The following is a 22,268-nucleotide window of genomic DNA, read 5'->3' on the forward strand; positions in this document are numbered from 1 at the left end:
GGTGAAGTCATATTGATCAAAACAGCGAGGTTCAGGCCCATTTTCTTGCGTCTCCAATTCGGTAATATCTTTGATAGATAGCGCTTTTGCGTCGTGGCGCAAGGCGGCATGAGGATCGGCGCTGTATATCGATACATTGCTGTGCAGTCTGCTGCGTTTGGAAAGGAGGGGCGTTTCACCCCTCCTTTATGTTTTAATGCCCTGCGGCGGGGTTGATCGGGCCGCTGGGTTTCGGTGCAAGCCACACAAAGGCCGACGCCGCAAAAAAGACCAGCGTAATCACGCCAAACATATCGATCGTTCCTTGGACCATGCTTTGGGCGTCGACAATATAACTAAGGCTGGTCACGGCTTGGTCAGGCGACATACCGCTTTCGACCATGGTTTCGACCACCGCATTCGCACCGGTCATGCCGCTGGCCATTTCCGTGCTGCTTTCCCGCATGGCGTTGCTCCACCCAGTTTGGGCCAAAGCTGCGCCAAAAGCGCCCGCCACCACACGCATGAAATTGGACAGGCCCGCCGCGTCGCCCATTTCGCGGGGCGGCACGCTGGCCATGGCCATGGCGCTGGCTGGAATGATGAACATGACCATGCCCAAACCTGCCAACATTGTCGGCAATGCAATTTGTCCAAAGGTCATATCGGGCGTCAAAAATGTGCGCCACGCATGGGCCAAGCCCATAAAGGCCAAACCAATGGAAATGAGCAGGCGTGGGTCCAGCTTTTCGGCGGCTTTGCCCACGGGCGGCCCAAATAGGAATGATGTCATCCCCATGAAAGCCATCGCAAGCCCCGCCCAAGTGGCGGTATATCCCATATTTTGTTGCAGCCATAAGGGAAAGATGATCAGCGAAGCAAAGAATGCGCCAAAGGATATGCTGAGGGTCAGGGATGCGACAGTGAAACCGCGATGACGGAAAATCCGCAAATTGATGATGGGGTCATCTTCGGTCAATTCCCAGATTAAAAAGGCCAGAAACCCGATCAAGGAAATAATCGCCAAGCTTTGGATTTGGCCAGAGTTGAACCAATCCAAATTGCGTCCTTCATCGATCATAATCTGGAAAGAACCAACCCACAGCACCAGCAACCCAAGGCCGACGACATCGACCGATGCTGCTTCCTTGGCGTCTGGCTGACCGCGCAGCAGCACCCATGCTATACCGCCGAACATGGCCGCAATTGGGACGTTGATGAAGAAAATCCACGGCCAGCCGATGCTGTCGCTGATCACCCCGCCCAAAATCGGCCCCGCCACAGGCGCCAGCAAAGTGGTAAGGGACCATATAACGGTAGCCATGACCGCCCGTTCGGGCGGAAAAATACGCAAGAGCAGCATTTGCGACAGCGGAATAAGCGGGCCGCCGCACAGGCCCAGCAAGATACGGGCCGCCACCAGCATCTCCAGCGAATAGGCCAATCCGCATAATAGGGACAATAGACCAAAGGCCATATAGCAAGTGACGAACACCCGCCGCGCGCCAAAACGCCGCGCCAGCCATCCCGTGAGGGGGACAGTGATCGCCTCGGCCACGGCATAGGATGTGATGACCCATGTGCCTTGGCTGGACGAAACGCCCAAGGACCCCGCAATATTGGGGATGGACACATTGGCGATGGTGGTGTCCAAAATGACCAGAAAATTGCCAAAGCCAACGGCAATCGCCGCCAGCATCAAGCGCCATCCCGTGAGCGGCCCCACGGATGTCGGCTGCGGCGCGGTGTGTGTGGGGGGCGTGTCTGCCGTGCCGCCCGTCATGACGATGTCAGTCATAAATGCCGACCCTTATTGCGAGACGTCAATCTCGGCATGCATCGACAATCCGACGCGTAGCGGATGCTGTTGCAATTGCTTGGGGTCCAAGGCGATACGCACGGGCACCCGCTGAACGACCTTAATCCAATTGCCGGTGGCATTTTGGGCTGGAACAACCGCGAAAGCCGCGCCTGTTCCGCCTGAAAAGCCAACAACTTTTCCGTTATAGCGCACATCCTTGCCATAGAGATCGGCGGTCAGCGTAACCGGTTGGCCAGGGCGTACTTTGGCCAATTCCACTTCTTTGAAATTGGCATCGACATAGGCATCGTTGATTGGAACCACCACCATCAGCATGGCACCCGGTTGGACCCGCTGACCGATTTGGACTTGGCGGCGCGATACGATGCCATCAACCGGTGCCCGAATGACGGACCGGTCCAAATTGACTTGCGCCTGATCGCGGGCGGCGCGCGCAGCGAGGACGTCGGGATGGTTGGCGGGCGTGCTATCGCCAATCAGGGCGCGGTTGGCATTTTGGTTGCCGACGGCGGATTGGCGATTGGCATTGGCCAGCGCCAAAGCAGCCTCGGCGGCTTTGACATTGGCGTTGGCGGTGCTGAACGCATTTTTGGCAGACGTCAGTTCTTCGCCAGACACACCGCCTGTCGCGCTCAGGGCTTGGCGGCGTTCATAATCCACCCGCGCACGTTCCAGATCGGCGCGCGCAGCGGCCACGCGGGCATTGGCCTGTGCGCCATCGGCATCGCGGGCCGCAATTTGGGCACCAAGGCCGCCGTCGGTCGCCAGCAAGCCGCGAACATGGCGCTGGGCATTGGCCAAGGCCGCTTCGGCTTGTGCCAAGGCCAGTTTGGCGTCGGTATCATCCAGAATGACCAATATATCGCCCTTGCGCACCTGCTGGGCGTCTTGGACCAGCACATTGGCGACGGGGCCCGCCACCAATGGGGTGATTTGCGCGATATTGGCACCGACATAAGCATTGTCTGTGCTGACGCGCTGGGACGCAATCAGCGTATCATATGCAATATAGCCGCCGCCGATCAGCAACACGGCGGCGCCCAAGGTGCCGAATAATTTTTTGCGCTTGGCCTGTTGGTCGGCGCCAGCCAGTGGCGAGGAGGCGTGTTCCTCGGTTGATTGTTCCTGCATGGAATGAAAATCCTTATGAATTTTGGTAGCCGCCGCCAAGGGCGCGGATAAGGTCAATGTCCAAGGTCAAAGCCCGTGTTTCCAATGCCGCCCGCGCGCGCCGTGTGGCAATTAACGCGTCTTCGGCGGCGAGAACGTCCAGACTATTGGCCAGCCCGCCGCGATAGCGATCATTGGCGATGCGGTGTGCGTTTTCGGCGGCTTGATGTGCGGTGCGGGCATGGTCCAAACGGTTTTCCAACATTGCCATACTTTTGGCTATGCTGGCGACTTCGCCCAAAGCATGGGCCAAGATTTGGTCATATTGCGCGACCGCCAAATCATAATCCGCTTCTGATAAGCGGTACTGGGCGCGCAATTTGCCGCCTTGGAAAAGGGGCAGGCTGAGCGCTGGCCCTGCGCCGCCGATCAAGCTGTTATTTTTCAGCAATTGCGACAGATTGATGCTGGACAAGCCGATAAAGGCGGCAAGGTTGATATTGGGATAAAAACTACGCTCCGCCACATCGATATGTTTTTGAGCGGCGTCCAAACGCAAGCGAGCCGCCATGATATCGGGACGGCGGCCCAGCAGTTGAAGCGGCAGTTCGCGGGGCAGGGCAGCCGTGATACGTCCCCGCGCCGTGGGACGGGTGATGCTGGCACCGCGGTCGGGGCCTTGGCCCATCAGCATAGCGATACGATATTGCAGCACGGCAATGGCTTCGTCAGTCGCAGCCAATTCCCCCAAGGCTTGGGCCTGCGCGGATTGGGCGCGTTCGACGGCGCCGCGATTTTCCAAGCCATTTTGCTGGCGCTGAGACATTAATTCCCATGTGCGGGTGCGGACGGTCACGGCATCTTGCGCTGCGTCACGATCGGCGAACAGGCCAGCAAGGTCGGCATAATGGGACGCAATGGCGGCGGACAAAGCCAAGGCGGCATGGTCGCGTTCCGCCGCTGCGGCGCGGGCGGTCGACAGGGCCGCAGAATAGGCTGCGCGGTTCTTGCCCCAGAAATCAATATCCCAGCCAAAGTCCAAGCTGATACGGCCATTATCGTCCCAGCCCCGCGGCGCGGGAAAGCCGAGATTATAGCTTTGCCGCTGCATTTGCGTGGATGCGGATGCGCCAAGGCTGGGTAACAGATCGCCTTTGGTGAATTGGGCGGCGGCCATGGCTTGGCGCGCGCGGGCTTCGGCGGCGCGCATATCGGGCGCGTCGGCCAATGCCTCGGTGATTAATTGGCCAAGTTGCGGGTCACCTATATTGTCCCACCAATTGGCGGCGGGCCAGACATCTGGCGTGTCCATTTGGGCGTTGCTTGGCGGGGCGCGGTGATCGCTGGTCGTGGATGGCGTCATGTCCACCGTGGTCATGCCATAATGGGTCGCCGATTTGGGCCCAGCGCCGATGGTGGGCGCGGGAATGGACGCACAGGCGGACAAGAATGATAGGCTGCCGAGGGTCAGCAAAATGCGGGTGGATCGCCGCCGCGCGCGGTCCATCCGGACAACAGGGAAATTCATGGAAATTGGCCTTAACTGAACTGGCCAGTTCGCTAAAATCCGCCGTTGCGCAAGTCAATGTGAAACTGTACACTCGGGTTCAGTTATAGGAAAATCTTGATGCGTGTGAAAACCGAAAGTCGGCGGCAGGCCATTATGAAGGCCGCATCGGAAATCTTTCGCGAAGAAGGATTTTCTGGATCCAGCATGGCGATGATCGCGGCGCGGGTGGGCGGGTCCAAGGCGACGCTTTATAATTATTTCGCATCGAAAGATGAGTTGTTTGCCGCCATTACCTTTGAAGCGGTGGACGCAGCGGCGCAGACGATGATCCAGTTGCTGGAAGGCGATGTGACGGACATTCGCACGACATTGATACGCTTTGGTCACGCCTATCTGGACCTGATTTTGGCACCAGATGTCATCATGGTCACGCGAATTGGCATAGCGCACGGCCCCATGCCATCGCTTGGGCGGTCGCTATATGAAAAAGGGCCCGGCCAAGGTTGGCGGACCATTGCGACCAATTTGAAGCGTTATCATGATCTTGGCTTGTTGACAGTCAGCAACAGCCAAATTGCCGCTTTGCAACTGAAGGGACTGCTGGAGGCGGGCTTGTTCGAACCCGCTTTGTTCGGCGTGCGGCCAGCCATGCCGCGTGCCGTCATGGTAACCGAAGCCATTGATATGTTTTTGGCCCGATATGGCCCAATGGCAGACGAGCCTTGTTGACCAAGCAATGCCCGCTTTAGCGGTGTTGGGGCCGCCCCTGTCCAATTATGCGTATTGATGTTCCGGCACCGCGCTGCCCCCCTGCAGCGCGATGCCGTCCAAAGGCGGTCTTGATGAAAAAACCGCCTTTATATGCTTAAGTCAGCGCCTCTGCCGCGCGGCGTGCACCGTGCATGGCCCCTTCAATATAGGTAACGCCCAACGCATCACCGATTGTTTCGACGTGGAATCCTTCAGCGCGCAAGCTATCGGCAAGGGCCGTGTCGCCAATGGCTCCTTGGGCGACAATGACATGGCCTGCCCTGATGGCTTGTGCTTGGCCTTGGGCATCGGTGAAATGGACATAATCGGGTTCGATACGGATTTGGGATATGTTGGATGACAGGCCCACGCCATGTTCGGCCAATTCGGTTAAAATTCGCATCCGGCGGACCAAGGGTAAGCCCTTGCCCATGCGGGGCTGTTCGTCGATGACATGAACATTGCGGCCACGCTCGGCCAAATATTCCGCCAATTCCAATCCGACCAATTCCCCGCCAATGATCACAATATCTTTGTCCAAAGGCATCCAATGCCGGGTGGTTTCGCGAATGACATCAAGGTTGCGGCTGATGCCCGTTGCGGCGCCAAGCTGCGAAATGGTGCGCGTGAGCAGGCTGGTTTTGGATTTAAGATTTTGCGAATTTTGTCCCAATATCAATTGTTTTAAATCATCGCCGGAATAGACATGATCAGCATCGCTGCCCGCGATCGACGGCATGATACGCCGTGCGCCTGTGGCGACGACCACATGATCAACCCCCAATTGGCGCAAATATTGCGGTGTGGCCGTGGTTCCCAATTGCAGGGTGACACCGGCGTCCTCCACTTCGCGGATCAACCAGCGCAGCAGACGCTCATTCGGTTCATAAGCTAGGCTGGCAAAGCGCATGGTGCCGCCCAATTGCTTGGCTTGTTCGATTAAGGTGACACGGTGGCCCGCCGCCGCCAAGCGCCGCGCACTTTCCATACCCGCGGGGCCGCCGCCAATGACGGCGATATGTTTTTGACCATTGGCGCTGTTGGGGGTGGGCAACTGATATTCATGGCCCAGCTCGCTGTTGACCGCGCACCGGACCGGATCGCCCATGTAAATGGCCGAGACACAGGTGTAGCAATAGATGCAAGGACGGACTTTGTCGTGTTGTCCGGCGGCCAATTTGGCAGGAAGATTGGGATCGGCCAGCAATTTGCGGCCCATTGCGACGAAATCCAATTCGCGATCTTGGATGGCTTTGTCGGCAGCGGGCAGTTCCAAACGGCCCGAACCGATTACTGGAATGCTGACGACCGATTTAATTGCCGCAGCGGACGGCAGATTCCATCCCTCGATATGGGGGATGTTCGATTCCGAATGATATTTCCCCACCGATACGTCATGATAGCTGGTCACGGTAATGGCATCTATGCCCGCAGCTTCCAGCATTTTTGCCGACTGTTTGGCATCATCCAAGGTGATGCCTTGTTTGCCAATTTCGCGGCTATCCAGCTTGAACCACAAGGGGAAGTCACGGCCCACCTCGGCCCGAATGGCGGCGATAATTTCCAGCGCCAAGCGCATCCGATTTTCCAAGCTTCCGCCATATTCGTCGGTGCGCTTATTGGTATAGGGGCTGATGAATGAGGAAATCAGATAGCCGTGACCGCCATGAATTTCGGCGCCGTCAAAGCCAGCTTGTTTGGCGCGGCGTGCGGCCTGCGCATATTGGTCGATGACTTGCTGTAAATCTGCCTTGGTGGCGACTTTGATGCCAGCGACGCCGCCCATGTCCAATGATGACACTTCTTCGGGCAGGAAAAAGTCGAAGAAGCTGCCCGTCATTTCAGGGGGAAGGGATGGGGCCAGCATATCATGGCCCCAGCGCGCACCCGCATAGCCAGCAACCAAGCCGCCATGGTGTAATTGGGCGGCAATTTTTCCATCATGGCGGTGCACACGATCGGTCAATTCGCGCAGCGGCGCGATAAAACGATCGTCGGATAATGCCGCTTGGCCCACCGAGACGGCCCCGTGGGGCCAAGCAACACCATTGACGCCCATGATGATCAGGCCAGCCCCGCCCTTGGCCTGAGCCTCATGGTAAGAGATTATACGGGGGCCCACGCTGCCATCATCCTCGGCAAGGCTGACGCCCATGGCCGTCACGATGATACGGTTCTTGAGCGTCAGGCTGCCGATCTGGCCTGCGGACATCAGGTGATGATAAGGCTGTTGGCGCATGTGATATCCCCCTTAAATTTTATCCGTGGACCGTATATCCGCCGTCCACCGGCAGCGTTTGACCCGTAATCCAGCCGGCCCCCGCGCTGGTGAGGAACAGGATGGCCTGCGCAATGTCATCGGGGTCGCCCAAGCGGCGCAGCGGCGTGCGTTCCAATGTGGGGGCGGTCCATGCGGGTTCTTCAAAGGTGCCAGCGGTCATACGGCTGCGCGTTAAGCCCGCTGCGACCGCATTGACGCGGATGTTGCTGGCACCCCATTCCACGGCCAAAGTCTTGGTCAGGCCGACCAAGCCCGTTTTGGCAGCGCCATAACCCGGCACAATGGGAATACCAAAGAAGCTGCTCATCGAGCAGATGTTGATCACCGACCCGCCGCCAGCAAGCTGGCTTTGTGCGAGCAGCGGCTTGCAGCCTTGGGCAATGCGAAACGCGCCGATCAGCAGCATGTTCACCGCGCGGGCGAAAATATCGGGATCATATTCATCAAGGCCCAGACTGGGCAGGGCGATGCCCGCGCTATTCACCAAAATGTCCAGCTTTTCGAACTGGGCCACGGCGGCGTCGATGCTTTTATTGTCTTCGATATCCATCTGAAGATAGCGATAGGCCGACAGATCATCGTCATAGTCGCTGGCGCTGGGGCGCGTTCCCGTGATGGTGACATGGGCTCCAGCCTTGGCATAAAGGGCTGCTGCTGCGGCGCCGATGCCACTGGTGCCACCCGTAACCAAGACGGTTGCACCGGAAAAGTCATAGCTGGGTCCCATTATATTGCCTCTACCTTTGTCCATTCATTGGATTTTGCGGAACGACGTGCTGCGTCCAAAATAGCTTGGTTGGCGGCGGCGTCTGTAAAGTCTGCTGCGCGGTCGGACAGGGGGGCATCAATGTTCAAAATCTGGGCCCGCAATTGCCCGAATAATTTGGCATAAGGCGCAACATCAAAGCCTTGGCTGTGCCAACGATCCATTTCGGATTCCACCAGTTCCGAGATGGCGAAGGGTTCCGGTGCGGCATTGACCAACTCGTCCGGCATCGGGATTTGGCGCGCGCCGTCGGCGTCCTTGATCCACACCTGTTCGGGTTCGCCAAAAGATGCGCCGGATTGAATCCAAGCAGCACCCGTGGTCCCCGCGACTTTTGTGCCCATCATGAACGGACCGGGGAAGTTAAGTGCGGCCTCTAGCAAGCCCATGCAGCCGTTTTTGGTGCGGAATTGCAACGTGTAATAATCGTCCGAGCTTTGGGTCGGGCGGCTGGGCGAGAGTTTACGCAAAATACAGCTTAGGCTGTCAATTTCGCCAACAGTGGCCCGTGCTTGATCGATCATATGGGTGCCAAATGCGCCCAAGAAGCCGCCGCCTTGGGCTTCGTCCATCCACCAGTCCGACAATTCTTCGTGCACGTCTGGGCCGGGTTGTTGATAAATGCGGTGGAACATCAGCGGTTCACCAATGGCCCCAGATTGCACCAATCGTGTCAGCAAGGCTTGGGCGCTGTCATAACGAAATTCTGCGCCCAAAGCATGGACGACGCCGGCGGCCTGTGCGGCATTCAGCATTTCGCGGGCCTGCGCCAAATCCTTGGCGAAAGGCTTTTCGCACATCACGGCGCGGCGGGCCGCGATGGCTTGCATGACGGGTTGATAATGGGCGTGCGGCGGTGTCGCGACGGTGACCAATTGGATATCTGGATCATTGGCCAGTAATTCTTCGAGATTATTGCTGGCAGTGGGAATGTTCAGCGGGGCGGCGCGCTTCTTTGTTTTTTCCAAATCGCGGCCAACAATGGCGCGCACGTCGAATCCTGCGTCGCGCAGCGCCCGCACATGGGTGAACAACCCAAATCCCGTGCCGACGACCACGGCGCCTATTTTACCATCTTGTCCCATCATTTAATCCTTTTGTGCACGGGCAATGGTTTGGCGAATGGCACTGAACCAATTGCTGCTAATGTCATCTAAACTCATGTCTTTTTGGTTGGCATGGAATATCTCCACCTCGATTGGCGCGGTGGAGCCCATGCTATTCAAAACCTGCAACAAGCCGGTCAGGTCAAAGCTGCCTTGGCCCGGCAGCAGCCGCGCATTCATCGTTTCGTCAAAGACATCCGGCCATGCTTCACCGTCGGCGTCATTGATTTGGACGGTATGGATTTGATGCGCCGGAATGGCGGCGAGGTCGGCCAAGCGGCTGTGGCTGCGGAACAAATGCCAACTGTCGATGGTCAGCCCCGCATTGCTTCGCCCTGCGGCATCAATGATCGCATGGCCAGCGCGCAAATTGGGGATGCCGCCAAAGGGGGCAAATTCCAAATGGACTTTCAGATCATAAGCAGCAGCCTTGTCGCACAAGGCGGCAAAGGCTTCGGCCCCTTCGTCAACCGATGGCGTGATGCCGAATATTTCGACCACGGCGACCGATCGCGCGCCAACCCGCGCAGCCGCTTCAATGACTTTGTCGGCTTGATGACTTTGTTGCAGGGATTGCAGCAACGGGTCATCGGTCTGAAGCGTCAAATGCTTGGGAAGCCATGCGGCGATACAGTCGACTTCGCTGATCCGCAGGCCTGCATCCTTAATGCGCTGGGCAAGCTCTTCGGCTTTCATGCCTTGCTCTTCGAGCGCCCATATGTCGGTCGGCAGCAGGGACAGGCCATCAAAGCCAGCGCGCGCAATGGGGTCCAATCGATCCAGCAGGGGCCGGTCCATCACCGGCACGCTGCTGAAAATCAAATGATTTTGGTTCAATTCGTTCATGCTCATCAATCCACAAACTGACCAGTTTTGATGACGGTGTCTGGCGTCAGCGCCGTCAAACCTTCGCTTTCCAGTTTGGCCAGCGGCAGTCGCCACAGGTCCACGGGGGCGGTGTCTTGCGTCATCACAAGGCGCAGCGCCCAAATGCCGCGTTCATGACCATAGCTGTTCAGCCAATTGCCGCCCAAATTGGGGTCATGTTCGCTGATGAAAACACGCACCTTGCCGTCGGATTCCACGACATGGCGGTTGTTGTTGATCCAACCATTGCCATCTTCGAAGGTGTCGAGATTTTCTTGCCATATATTACATAGTTGGACGTTCCAATATTCGCATTCTGGCGGGGTGAATTCCAGCACCAGAACATCGTCCAAACCCTTTTCCCAGCCGCCAAAAGCCACATGGCGATCTGGAACACCGCCGTTGGACAGATATTGGGCGCGGCTATAGTCGAGGCGGTTGAGTTTGGCCGCGAAATTGCCTTGGCTGCCTTGCCACCAATTACGGACCAGTTCGGCATAGCCCAGCACGCCTTGGGCTGACCAAGCAAGACCATTGGCGATTAATTCGGGGGTGCTGGGAACGGGGGCTGCGCCGTCGGCCCGTTCAATGACCATTTCGGGCGCAATCTCGGTGGTGCGGTCGCCCCAGACCAAACGCACGAGAATGCAGTTGCTGTCGGGGTCCAGTTTCAGCCAATTTTTGCCTTCGCCCGGATTATTCTGCGATAGAATGATTTCAAAGCTGCCATCCGCTTCGGTTTTCAGATGATGTGTGTGCAGGAAGGACGAGGTCTTGAGGTTGGATGGGTCAAAATGCTTCAATCCCTCTATCCCTTGCTGTGCCCAATCTTCGGCGCCGGGGGTGTCGGGGTTGGGGCATGTCAGCGCCGCCATCACAAAATAGGGGATGGTGCCGCGTGTTCCGCGAATGATATAATCCCGCGCAGCGTCAAATTGGCTCATCAGATGGTCTTGATCGACGGTCTGAACATTGATGGACTGACGCCACACCATGTCGCGCAAGCGCGGACGGGTCGGTTCGCCATTTTCCAGCAACCGTTCCAGACTAGAACGCGCCAAGCGTGATACAAAGCGATACCATTCGGCAATGTCCAGTTCGGACAAGGGGCCGTTCACTTGATTGATATGGCGTCCCGCGACCTTGAGCGTGTCGCAATAATCATCCCATGCTTGACCAGACAACAGCCGCTGACGAGCGATTTCAGAACGATCCTTTTGAGCGTCGGACATAGGCATGATTATTGCTCCTGCTTCACGGGGAATTGGTCGTAATAAAAAGCGAAACGATCGCGCAGTTCGGCCACATTGGTGTCGAACACACCTTCCAAGTCATAGATAACCTTGCCATGCGCGTGGCGTGGGTTTTCGTTCAGATAACCCAGCAATTTGGCTTCTACGTCGGGGGACAATTCCAGTCCCGCGAGTTGATAAATACGGCGCGCCATATCTTCTTGGTCGGCCATATATTCATGAAACAGGATGTTCATACACTGGTCATCGCCCCATGCGGAACGCTGGTCCACGCATTCGCGCAGTAAGCGTTCGATGCGGCTTGCCCAATGGCGGGCCAGTTCGGGCGGGTTGACAGGGTCGCGGCGAATGCGGTCCGAATAGCCCAGCATGGTGGTGAGGGAACGCAGCACGTCCACAGGGTCGCGGTGGGTGATGACCATGGTGGCGTCGGGGAATATATTCTTAATCGCTTGCAAATTTTCCATATGCTGCGGCGATTTTAACAGCCAGCGACGACGGCCCGGCTGACCCGGCTCCACGCCGCGATACCAACTAATTACCTGCAAGACCTTCTTTTCATAGGCGTAGCTGACGGTGCGATCATGCGCCAGATAATGGTCAATCCAGCGCGGCAAACGCGATGTGAATTCCCAATTATAACAGTTCATATCCATGAACATCAGTTCATTGTCTTCATGGATGTCATTGGCGGCCATTTCGTGCATTGCAGCCATATGCGGCAGCATCGAACCGAAATGAGCCCAAAATTCCGCGGAACGGGCTTGGCGTGGATCGGCTTCGCCATCTGCCAATTGGACAGAGGGGACGGGTTCTTCGGATTCCCACAAGGTCAAGCTGTTCAGCCGTTCATCGCGCGACAACCAGTTGACCAAATGGGTGGTGCCGGAACGCGGCAGGCCCGCGATGAAAATGGGTTTTTCAATCGGGATGTCTAGGATTTCGGGATGCTTTTTAACCAAATCTTCGATGCGCAAGCGGTTGGCCATGACCCGCACGGCATGTTGCAAAATATTGACCCGCCCACCGCGCGTCAGCCCTTCGTCTTCGTCAAGGGATTGCAGCAAAACCGCCAATCGTTCGCGAAAGCCCGTTTCTTCGCCAAAGTCATGCAGGCCCGTTTCGGCTTGGGCACGAGCGAGAATGTCTTCGGCGCTTAATCTATCCGGAAAATTGCTGTCACCATGGCGAGCGGCGGCGATAGCGGGCGTCACCACAGGATCGGCCATATCGGTAATGTTGATAACGGGAATGGAGGAGCTCATTTGCTAGACAGGCCTTTCAATTTGCGAGGCGCAGGCTCAATCTTGAGCCGTTCGAATGGGCGCGATGGCGCATGTCATTATGGAATGACGGACAGGAGGGTTGGGATTGTACAAGGAAATCGGGAGCAACCGGCCAGAGCGCGTCGCGGTGCGATGATCCCCATTATGCTGCGTCCGTGGCATGGCATCCTCTCCCTGATTCAATGTGTTCCTGAATCTGCTTCCCTTTAATATACCGCTTGGTATATTTGACAAGTTCGCTTTTTCAATTTTTTGCGCAAATCGATTGCGTGTGGCGTCTTTACTGTGGTTTTGCGTGCAATGAATGGGAATAAATAATGGAAAAGGGGCGGCGAGGCCGGCCATCTGCCGAGGATACATTGGCTCGGCAACGGCATTTATTGGGGGTGGCGCGCGGGATATTTATCGCACGCGGCTATCGTGGCACGACGATGGAAGAAGTGGCATCCGCAGCCGGCGTAACCAAGAAAACGCTCTATGCATGGCACCAAGACAAGGAAAGATTATTTCACCAGTGCGTTATTTATGGCGCGCTGCGTTTTCCCAATTTACGGCCCGATAGCGCGGATGATGTGCGCACGGCTTTGGTGGATTATGCGTTGGCCTTGCACGTCGAATTGGCCCGCGAAGATAGCTCGGGTTTGGGCATGTTGTTTATGCGCGAAGGGCAAGAATTCCCCGAACTGGCCAAACTGGTTCAGCGGCCGCACCATGATTATTTGTTGATGCCGCTGGCGCAATTTTTGACCAAACATGGGATGGAGGAAGAAGGGCGGACGGAGCGTGCGGCCTTGTTCATCAATATGGCGCTGTCGCCGCTGCACAATAAAATGATGCTGGGTATGGATTTGCCGTCCGACGACGCCATGCGCCGCCACGCTGAAATCTGTGTGGATTTATTTTCTGCGCTTGCGGAAAAGGAAAATCGGACGGTCTGATGATGGACCGCAGCGGTGTAGCATCAACGGCGATTAATGATCAGATGCCGGCGAGGGGCGCTGAAATTGCTCGCTGGATTACCATATCTATGCAGGGGCGAAAAAGAAGGGCAGCGGACAGGCGCCCTTCTTTTGCCAGTATCACGGATGATATCTAGGTTCTGATCCTAGCGCTTAAATAGCCGTAGCGCCGCCATCAATGACCATGGCGTGGCCGGTGACAAAGCTTGCGCCATCGCTGCACAGCCATAAAACAGCCGAAGCAATTTCATCGGGCTGGCCCATGCGGCCCATGGGGGTCATGCCTTCGATAACGGCGCGAAATTCTGCATTTTCTGCAACCGCTGCGGTCATGGCGGTTTCAATCACGCCGGGACAAATCGCATTAACCCGGATGCCCGATTGCGCCCAGCGCAGGGCCGCGTGGCGGGTCAGGCCGATCACGCCATGCTTGCTGGCTGTATAGGCAGGTTGATTGGGATTCCCGACCACGCCATTGATCGACGAGGTGTTCACGATCGCGCCGCCGCCCGATTGCATGATCAATTCGGATTCTTCGCGCATACAGCGCATAACGCTGGAGAGGTTGATGTTCATGCAGCGTTCCCACACATCTTCCTCATATTCATCTTGGCCCAGCGCGTTAATGCCAGCATTGTTGAACGCATAGTTCAGCCCGCCAAAATGTTCCTTGGCAGCGGCAACCATCGCTTTGACGTCATCCGAATTGCCAACATCGGCGCGGAAAAATACGGCCTTTCCGCCCATATCGCGGATTTCCGCCGCCACGGCTTCGCCGCCCGCTTCGTTGACATCGCTGACCAGCACGGACGCGCCGCTTTGCGCAAAGGCAAGGGCGGTTGCGCGGCCAATGCCAGCGGACCCGCCCGTGACCAACGCGACTTTGCCTGCCATTTTATAGTCCATGATCAACTCCTTATGAATTTCTATCAATATTGATTTGTCTGTTGGGCCCATGGCCCGATGGCGTTTGCAAGCGTCAGGTCGCAGCCGCCCCGACATCCGATGAACGCCGGATGCAGCGGAAGCCAACATGGCTAGTGCTGCTATCAATGGCTTGGGGGTGACGGGCCGCCGGGCGATAGCGTTGGCAATAGCTTTCGGCGCACAGATGCGACCCGCCCTTGATCACTTTGCGGCCGATCGGAATGTCGGGCATGCAAGGATCATAGCTGTCCTGTTCGGCGACGCCGCGCGGATTGCTGGGGACGCAGCAGCGGCCATCGGTTTTATTTTCCACCAAAGGCTCGCCATACCAGTCTGACGTCCATTCCCAGACATTGCCGATCATATCATAAAGGCCATAGCCGTTGGGGGCATAGTTTTTGACGGGGGATGTGCGTTCATAGCCATCGTCCAGCGAGTTTTGATAGGGAAAGGCACCCTGCCAATAATTGGCAAGGATTTGACCATCTGGGTTGAGTTCATTCCCCCAAGCAAATTCCGCATTGTCCAACCCGCCGCGCGCGGCCCATTCCCATTCCGCCTCGGTCGGTAGGCTTTTTCCGGCCCATGCGGCATAGGCTTCGGCATCCGCTAGGCTGATATGGACCACCGGATGGTCGGCCAATTGGTCCAAATTGGACGCTGGGCCATAGGGGTGCTGCCAATCTGCGCCAAAGCAAAATTCCCACCATTGAAAGGCATCGTGCAACGGAACAGGACCAGCGGTTGGGCGAAAGAGAAGCGAACCAGCCTTGGCCATTTCTGGCGGCATCCCTGGATAATTTTTGGGGTCAGGGGCAATTTCGGCGAAGCTGCGATATTGGGTGGCATCAACAAAGGCTTGAAATTGCGCGTTGGTGATGGGGGTTTCATCCATCCAAAAACCATCCACGCGCACTTTGCGGCGTGGGCGCTCTTCGGGGTAATAATGATCAGACCCCATCAAGAAGGTGCCGCCTTCGATGAAAATCATGCCGTCATTGTTCGGCGACGAAGTATTGTCAGCCCGCGCCTGTTCACCATGTTGGTCGATATTCCTATATGTCATCGTGCGGGACTCTTGTTTGGGGTAGCGCGCTTGTCTGATCCGTAACTTGGTTGGCCAAATGGAATCACCTGATTGAAAAGCTTGTCAAATCTTATCGATGTCCCCCCAGTTTGACGCAATCCAAACATATATGGTTCGAAAACTAAGCAGAGCATAATGACTGGTGAACATATTTTTGGGTATCGACGGACTGGATGATGGGCTGGGGCCAGCTTTCGCCGTCCCCAGCCATTTTTATGCAAGCTTTTCAGCCGTGCTCAGTCGCGATATGTCAAAAATAGAATGACATGGTGGCGCCAAATTCGCGTGGCTGGGTTGCGTTGATCAACTTGTAACCGCTGTCATAGGTCATGCTAGGCACGGCGGTGGGGATCAGCGCATCGCCGATCACATTGGTGACCCGCTGTTGATTGAGCAGGTTTTTCACAAAGGCTTTGAATTCCCAGCGCTGATCAGGACCGCGTACACCAGCATAGATATTGGCCAGCAAGATTGAGTCATAATCATAACCGCTTCTCCATGACGAGAAGGATGGGCGATAGGTGACCAAGGTGCTGATAAAGGGTTCGACTTTGCCCATCGGCAAGCGAAGCTCTGCGTTGCTGGTCAGGTTCAGGTCTGGCAGTTCGGCGATGCGGCCATTGGTGACGCAATAGCTGACATTCCCCGAACCGACGATGATCGGCGCGCCATTGGTGTCCACTTGGTTGCAAGGCAAGGACGCATTGTCAAAGCGGCCATGCGAATAAGCAGCGCCGATCGACAGGTCGAAATTCGATGTTGGCCGCGCCGTGATCGTAGCTTCGATGCCCTTTACAACAGCATCGCCATTATAGTTGAAGCCCGATGGGAAAACGCCGTCGACGATGCCATCCGGTGCACCGACGGGTTGACCCAAATTATTTCGTACCCCGAAATCATAAAAAACATAGGGAATGCGCGCCATATAGCCGTCATATTTTTGGTAATAGGCGGCGATATTGGCGGTCACGCGGCGGTCGAGCAAGGATGCTTTGATCCCGAATTCCACCGCGTCAGACCGTTCATTATTGCTGCGTGCCAGATCGTCGGACAGATTGGCTGGAACGCCAACGCCTGCTGAACCCAGACGGAAGGAGCGACCATAAGCCAGATAGGTGGTCAGATCGCGATTGATTTCATAGGTCAGCGTTGCGCCGCCCGTTACCGCTTTGCCATGACCCACGGCCAAACGAGCGGGAACCAAGGGCGACGTCATGCCATTGATGGGCGGACGTGCCGGAAGCGTGGAGCCAGTCGGGGGGGTAAAGCCGGGCGAGTTGATGACGCTGTCGGCAAATTGCTTTTTCTTTTGATCTGTGTAGCGCAGGCCAAATTCGAACGTCAGGTCCGAGGTGAATTCAAAGCGGCTGCTGGCCGACAAGGAAATATTTCGGTCATTTCGCGGCGCTGTCAGGCGCATGTCGATGGGCAAGTACAGACCATCTTCATATGGGAAGTTGCCGAAAAATGTATTGGCTTGCTGAGCCTGCGTCACAACACCCGACATTTTGCTGTAAAATGCGCCCAGCGTCCAATTCCACATACCGTCATTGTTCGACGCCAAGCGCAGTTCGCCAACCACCTGTTTATAGGGCGAGATGACCGTGCTGACGTTGACATAGTTGGGAATGCTGTTGCCAGCGTCCTGGTCATAATGCTGGGTCAACAGGCTGTTTTGGTACGAACCCAGCGCCGACAAGGTGACGCCGCCCATATTCCATTCCACCGTGCCGGTGACAAAATGGCTGTTATTGCTGAACAGGCGGTCGCCTTCGGAAACGCCGCTATAATCCTTGACGCCCAAAGCGGGGCCGGAGCGGTCCGCACTGCCGATGGTGGGCGTGTTTCCAGACCCGATCACTTGCTGAACAAAGCGGTCGTCCGATTGCAGATATTGATAGATCAGATTGGCATCAATATCGGCATTGGGCTGCCAGCGCAGCGACAAACGCGCGCTTTGGGTGCGGGACTGCGACTTGCCGCCCGTATGAATGTTGCGAACGCCATTCAGATTATTGCCATCGACCAAAACGGCAGCACGCATCGCCAATGTGCCAGCAACCAGCGGGAGGGATACGGCGCCTTGAACGTTATAACCGCTCAGATCGGTGGCGGTCGCCTGCATATAACCGCTGATATCGTCGATGTCAGCACGGCGCGAACGCACGGTAATGGCACCAGCTGGGGCTGTGCGGCCACGCAAGGCGCCTTGTGGGCCACGCAGGACTTCGATCTGTTCAATATCATAAATGGCCGAAAATGCGGTCTGCGCATCAACGGGCACATCGTTCAGATAGAGGTCCACCGACGGCGATGAATCTTGGTCGGGGTCAAAGGTTACGCCGCGCAAGGTCGCAGTGTTGCTGCGGCCGCTGCTGTTGCTCAGTTGGAGGCCGGGCGACAGTTTCTGGACATCTTTCATGTCCAAGATATTCAGTTTTAACAATGTTTCGCCGGTCGCCACGTCCACGCTCATGGGAACATCTTGCAAGCTTTGGCTGCGACGCGACGCTGTGACAACAATATCGGCTCCGTCGAAGGTGGCGGTTTCTGCGTCACTTGTTGCGGAGGAATTTTCATCTTCGCTGGATTGCACGGCAGCCAAAGCTAGTCCGGGCATCGTCAAGGCTGTACAAGCCGCCAGCACGAGCGACAGCTTTGCCTTATTCGTCTTTTTCATATGTCTTGGCCCCTGTTTATGATGATTTTTTCATTGGTTGAAAATTGGATTATCCGGCTTTGCGGGTTTCGATGGTCACTCCATCAATACTGAAATTCTTGTTAGGAAAACCAAGCGGTTGATCCTGTGGATAAGATGCGACGGGCGCTCCGCTATCCAGCCCCACGCCAAAGGTTTCATGAATGGAGAATTGGTGGACGGTGGCGGGCAGAATATCCTCGCTGGCCAACGCTCCGTTGACCCACAAAGATAATTTTCCACCCTTGGCAAAACCTGGCCCGTCGGATTGGAAGTCGACCTTCACGCGGTTTTTCCCTGCCGCAAAAGGTGAAGGTGCAGCGAGCGTGGCTGTTTTCACGTCGAAAAGCTTATAGACAAATCGGGCCACGCCCTGTTCGTCGATGAACAAAGACATACCCGCGTCAGCGCCGCCCAAGGCCGCGATCACGCCTTTGCCGTCCTTGGCATAATCAATGTCCGCGGTGATCGACCAAGACTGACCAGCTAGCCGCGGCAAGGATACTTCGGGAATTCCAATCGTGCCGCTGCGATAGGTCATTTTCGTGCGGCCATAGGAGGGGTCGGGCAAACTGCCTTTTGACAATTGTTGCCCGCGCAGCGGCAGCACCCGATTGGCGGCGGCTTCGGCCATGAACAATTGCTTTAGCTGTTCTAGCTTTTGTGGGTTTTGTGCGGCCAAGTCGCGCGATTGTGAAAAATCACTGCGTAAATCAAATAATTGCCATTGGTCGTCGGCCATGTCCTTGGGTTGAAGAACAAAGGCTTCCCATGGATAGCGATGGTGAAACGCCGAAGCCAGCCATCCTTTATGATAAATGGCGCGGTGCCCAAATACTTCAAAATATTGGGTGTCGTGACGCTCTTGGGCCTTGGCGTCATTGAAGCTGTAGAGCAGGCTGACGCCGTTTAGCGGCCTTTGTTTCACGCCTTGGAAACTGTCGGGCGCATCAATGCCCGCCGCTTCCAAAATCGTGGGCATAATATCATTAACATGGCCGAATTGGCTGCGGATGCTGCCTTTATCTTTGATTTTTTCGGGCCAGCTTACAACCAATGCATTGCGGGTTCCGCCCAAATGCGACGCAATGGTTTTGGTCCATTGGAACGGGGTGTTCGTGGCCCATGCCCAGCCCGTATTGATATGGGCATAGGTGCTGGCGGTGCCGATTTCGTCGATGCGGGCGAAAGTTTTCGCGTCGGGTTTGGGCGTGAAACCGGTCAAGGCGCCCATATAGTCAAGGCTGCCGTGCAGGCCGCCTTCACCGCTGGCGCCATTATCGCCGACCACATAGATGAACAGCGTATTTTCAAATTGGCCGTTACTTTTCAGCTCCGATACCAGCTTCCCAAGCTGGGTGTCCGTATGTTCTAGAAAGCCAGCATAGCTTTCCATCAAGCGGGACGAAAATTTCTTTTCCTCGGCGCTCAGGCTGTCCCATGCAGGCAAGGCCTCCGGACGCGGGGTGAGCTTGGTATTGGCCGGAATAACGCCCAGCTTTTTTTGGCGCGCAAAGCTTTCTTCGCGCAAGCGATCCCACCCTTGATCAAATTGACCGCGATATTTTTCGATCCACGGCTTGGGAACTTGAATTGGGGCGTGGATGCCGCCAGCCGAGAAATATAAGAAAAATGGCTTGTCGGGCGCACCGGCCTGCACATTGCGCATCCAGTTGACGGCACGGTCAGCCAAATCTTCGCTCAGGTGATAATCCGCTTGTTCGGGACGCATGACGGGCGTGGTGCCTTGATACAGGGTCGGCTCGAATTGATCGGTTTCACCGCCATGAAAGCCGTAAAATTGGTCAAAACCTTCGCCTGTCGGCCAACGGTCAAAGGGGCCAGCAGGGGATAATTCCCAATCGGGTGTTTGGTGCCACTTGCCAAAGGCCCCCGTCGCATAGCCATTTTCGCGCAAAATCATGGCTAGGGTGGCCGTGTCGCGGTCGCGGAACCCCGCATAGCCGGGGCGATCATCCGATGAGTTCATCACTGCGCCATTGCCGACGGCATGGGGGTTGCGGCCTGTCAGCAAAGATGCGCGGGTGGGGGAACAAATGGCCGTGGTGTGGAAACGATTGAACAGCAAGCCTTGGCCCGCCAATTCATTGAGGACGGGGGTGTTTACCGGTCCGCCCACGACCGAGCTTGCGCCGAAGCCGACGTCATCGAGCAGCACCAAAACGACATTGGGCGCACCCGCGGGGGCGGTGCGTCGATATTGCGGTGCAGGGTCCGACGCAGCTTCGGGAGAGGGGGGCGTGGTCGCGGCATGAGACTGGGCCGCTAGGCTGCAACTGAGCGCCAAAAGCGAGGCCACAGCTTTTTTGGAAAATGATTGCGACACGCGCCTCTCCTGATTCTTCGACGATATCTTAAATACGAGACTATACAGTATCGTAAAATGAACACAAGATAGTTATGCGGCCAGCGATGGCGGCGCTCTTCGCCCCATCCATCGTTGGGTGCGGCGCATGAACGATGTGCATGACGAGGCAATTGGCTGTGGTTGACTTTGCCAATAGGCTATGGCGAAATGGCGTGGTTCGCAGGATGAGATTGGTTAAATAATAGCGATGAAACGAATCTCAGCAGAAGATAAGCGACTGAAAATCCTGAGCGTAGCCACAGATTATTTTCTAAACTGTGGTTATGACGGATGTACGCTTGATCAGGTGGCTGCTGGTGCCAAGGTGGGCAAGCAAGCCATCTATGAATTCTTTGAAAATAAAGAAGAGCTATATTCGGAAGTGGTGCGATCCAATATCGTTGTACAGCCTCTTGACGACCTTCCGTCCGATCAGCCCGTGCACCAAGTGATATCGGATTATATCTTAAAGATGATACACCAAAATGCGGGTCTGCCGGTTTATGGCATGATGCGAACCAATATATTGGCCTATCGGCGTCTGCCAGCATTGGCTGACAGCTTGCATCAAAGCCGCCGCAACGGCGCAAGGCCTTTGCAGGTTTATTTGGAAGCGTTGCAGGACCAAGGGAAAATTGACCTGCATGCTATGGACCCCTTGAATGTTGCCACCCGAATAGCCGGTGTCGCGACCCAAGGTACACGCGCCTATATGGGCTTTGGCTGGCCCGACGATGACAGGCGCCGCGATAATGCGCAGTGGAGCACGAAATTGGTGCTGGAGGGGTGTGATTGTCATCAAGAGCCCATAGCGCAAGCGAAAAATGTCGGTGATCATCTGCGGAGCGGCGAGCGCCCGCCATCCATGCGTTTGGCAAAAGATCGTTTTGACGAATTGTGCAGTACGGCGCTTTTGCTGTTTTTCGAGCATGGGTTTGACGGAATGAGTATCGACCATTTGGTCGAGTTAACGGGTGTCAGTCGGGCGACGATTTATCGCAATTTCCACGATAAGGACGGTTTTTTTCGTTTTGTCGTGGAACGTGAAGTCAAACGCAGTAGCCAATCGCCGCTCGAAAGCGGGCGGGGTGATGGCTTCGAACATGGGCTGCAATTGCTGGCGCGGCAATTGATGGATGGCCATGCACAGGACCATAATCTGGCGATGTATCGATTGTTGATCGAAGAGGCTGATCGCGTTCCAGATTTGGCGCGGGCCTTTTATGATGGGCAGATTGATCGGGTGATCCCGCCATTGACGGCGATTTATCAGCAATATTTGGGTCATCCGCCGTGCGAGAAATGCGTGGTTGCCTTTCACACATTGGCGACATTTGGGGTGCGTTTTCTGACCTCTGCTGCGCCGCTTAGCGTGGATGAGAAAATCAAATTATCCCGCGAAACCGCCAAGATTATGACCTTGCCATTGTTGCGCAGTCATTAGCTTCGGTCCGCTTGCTTCCCTGCGGCGGTTATTGTGTTGGTCATGCAATCATGCC

At 56.0% G+C, this 22,268-nt stretch carries 16 protein-coding genes; 3 read left to right on the forward strand and 13 right to left on the reverse strand.

The window, feature by feature from the left end; genetic code table 11:
• Window positions 1–193 precede the first annotated feature (193 nt).
• Genes LKO31_RS12190 through LKO31_RS12200 form a run of 3 tightly spaced genes read right to left on the reverse strand, consistent with a single transcriptional unit; the run spans window position 194 to window position 4,439 of the window.
• Window positions 194–1,777, reverse strand: a complete 1,584-nt coding sequence (locus tag LKO31_RS12190) for a DHA2 family efflux MFS transporter permease subunit (RefSeq protein ID WP_227690839.1) — start codon at window positions 1,775–1,777, stop codon at window positions 194–196.
• A 12-nt stretch (window positions 1,778–1,789) separates the two neighbouring features.
• Entirely contained in the window at window positions 1,790–2,932 is a 1,143-nt protein-coding gene (locus LKO31_RS12195) for an HlyD family secretion protein (protein ID WP_227690840.1), read from the reverse strand.
• Between the two features lie 13 nt (window positions 2,933–2,945).
• The gene (locus tag LKO31_RS12200) at window positions 2,946–4,439 is read right to left on the reverse strand and encodes an efflux transporter outer membrane subunit (protein ID WP_227690841.1); all 1,494 of its coding nucleotides are present in this window, start codon (window positions 4,437–4,439) and stop codon (window positions 2,946–2,948) included.
• 99 nt (window positions 4,440–4,538) lie between these two features.
• On the opposite strand from LKO31_RS12200, the gene LKO31_RS12205 reads away from it, so the two are divergent.
• A complete protein-coding gene (locus LKO31_RS12205) occupies window positions 4,539–5,150 on the forward strand; it encodes a TetR/AcrR family transcriptional regulator (RefSeq protein WP_227690842.1) in 612 nt (203 codons plus the stop codon).
• A gap of 136 nt (window positions 5,151–5,286) precedes the next feature.
• Here the strand turns inward: LKO31_RS12205 and LKO31_RS12210 are convergent, their stop codons facing one another.
• Genes LKO31_RS12210 through LKO31_RS12235 form a run of 6 tightly spaced genes read right to left on the reverse strand, consistent with a single transcriptional unit; the run spans window position 5,287 to window position 12,709 of the window.
• Entirely contained in the window at window positions 5,287–7,410 is a 2,124-nt protein-coding gene (locus LKO31_RS12210) for an NAD(P)/FAD-dependent oxidoreductase (RefSeq protein ID WP_227690843.1), read from the reverse strand.
• Window positions 7,411–7,429: 19 nt separating this feature from the next.
• The gene (locus tag LKO31_RS12215; RefSeq protein ID WP_227690844.1) at window positions 7,430–8,179 is read right to left on the reverse strand and encodes an SDR family NAD(P)-dependent oxidoreductase; all 750 of its coding nucleotides are present in this window, start codon (window positions 8,177–8,179) and stop codon (window positions 7,430–7,432) included.
• Window positions 8,179–9,306: a Gfo/Idh/MocA family protein gene (locus tag LKO31_RS12220; protein ID WP_227690845.1), complete on the reverse strand. Its 1,128-nt coding sequence runs from the start codon at window positions 9,304–9,306 to the stop codon at window positions 8,179–8,181. Before LKO31_RS12220 ends, LKO31_RS12215 begins: the two co-directional genes overlap by 1 nt.
• Window positions 9,307–10,170 (reverse strand): sugar phosphate isomerase/epimerase family protein, encoded by an 864-nt coding sequence (locus tag LKO31_RS12225; RefSeq protein WP_227690846.1) that lies wholly within the window; start codon window positions 10,168–10,170, stop codon window positions 9,307–9,309.
• Window positions 10,171–10,175: 5 nt separating this feature from the next.
• Window positions 10,176–11,423: a DUF1214 domain-containing protein gene (locus tag LKO31_RS12230; RefSeq protein WP_227690847.1), complete on the reverse strand. Its 1,248-nt coding sequence runs from the start codon at window positions 11,421–11,423 to the stop codon at window positions 10,176–10,178.
• An 8-nt stretch (window positions 11,424–11,431) separates the two neighbouring features.
• A complete protein-coding gene (locus LKO31_RS12235) occupies window positions 11,432–12,709 on the reverse strand; it encodes a sulfotransferase family protein (RefSeq protein WP_227690848.1) in 1,278 nt (425 codons plus the stop codon).
• 338 nt (window positions 12,710–13,047) lie between these two features.
• On the opposite strand from LKO31_RS12235, the gene LKO31_RS12240 reads away from it, so the two are divergent.
• The gene (locus LKO31_RS12240) at window positions 13,048–13,668 is read left to right on the forward strand and encodes a TetR/AcrR family transcriptional regulator (protein WP_227690849.1); all 621 of its coding nucleotides are present in this window, start codon (window positions 13,048–13,050) and stop codon (window positions 13,666–13,668) included.
• Window positions 13,669–13,842: 174 nt separating this feature from the next.
• On the opposite strand, the gene LKO31_RS12245 is transcribed toward LKO31_RS12240, so the two are convergent.
• The 4 genes from LKO31_RS12245 to LKO31_RS12260 form a co-directional block, all read right to left on the reverse strand.
• Window positions 13,843–14,595 (reverse strand): SDR family NAD(P)-dependent oxidoreductase, encoded by a 753-nt coding sequence (locus tag LKO31_RS12245; protein ID WP_227690850.1) that lies wholly within the window; start codon window positions 14,593–14,595, stop codon window positions 13,843–13,845.
• Between the two features lie 73 nt (window positions 14,596–14,668).
• Window positions 14,669–15,607: a formylglycine-generating enzyme family protein gene (locus LKO31_RS12250; protein ID WP_227691238.1), complete on the reverse strand. Its 939-nt coding sequence runs from the start codon at window positions 15,605–15,607 to the stop codon at window positions 14,669–14,671.
• A 346-nt stretch (window positions 15,608–15,953) separates the two neighbouring features.
• Complete coding sequence (locus LKO31_RS12255; RefSeq protein WP_227690851.1) at window positions 15,954–18,383, reverse strand: TonB-dependent receptor; 2,430 nt, start codon at window positions 18,381–18,383, stop codon at window positions 15,954–15,956.
• Window positions 18,384–18,432: 49 nt separating this feature from the next.
• A complete protein-coding gene (locus LKO31_RS12260) occupies window positions 18,433–20,748 on the reverse strand; it encodes an arylsulfatase (RefSeq protein WP_227690852.1) in 2,316 nt (771 codons plus the stop codon).
• A 229-nt stretch (window positions 20,749–20,977) separates the two neighbouring features.
• Between LKO31_RS12260 and LKO31_RS12265 the strand changes: the two genes are divergently transcribed.
• A complete protein-coding gene (locus tag LKO31_RS12265) occupies window positions 20,978–22,213 on the forward strand; it encodes a TetR/AcrR family transcriptional regulator (protein ID WP_227690853.1) in 1,236 nt (411 codons plus the stop codon).
• Window positions 22,214–22,268: the final 55 nt, after the last annotated feature.

The organism is Sphingopyxis yananensis, assembly GCF_020687785.1.
GTDB lineage: Bacteria > Pseudomonadota > Alphaproteobacteria > Sphingomonadales > Sphingomonadaceae > Sphingopyxis > Sphingopyxis yananensis.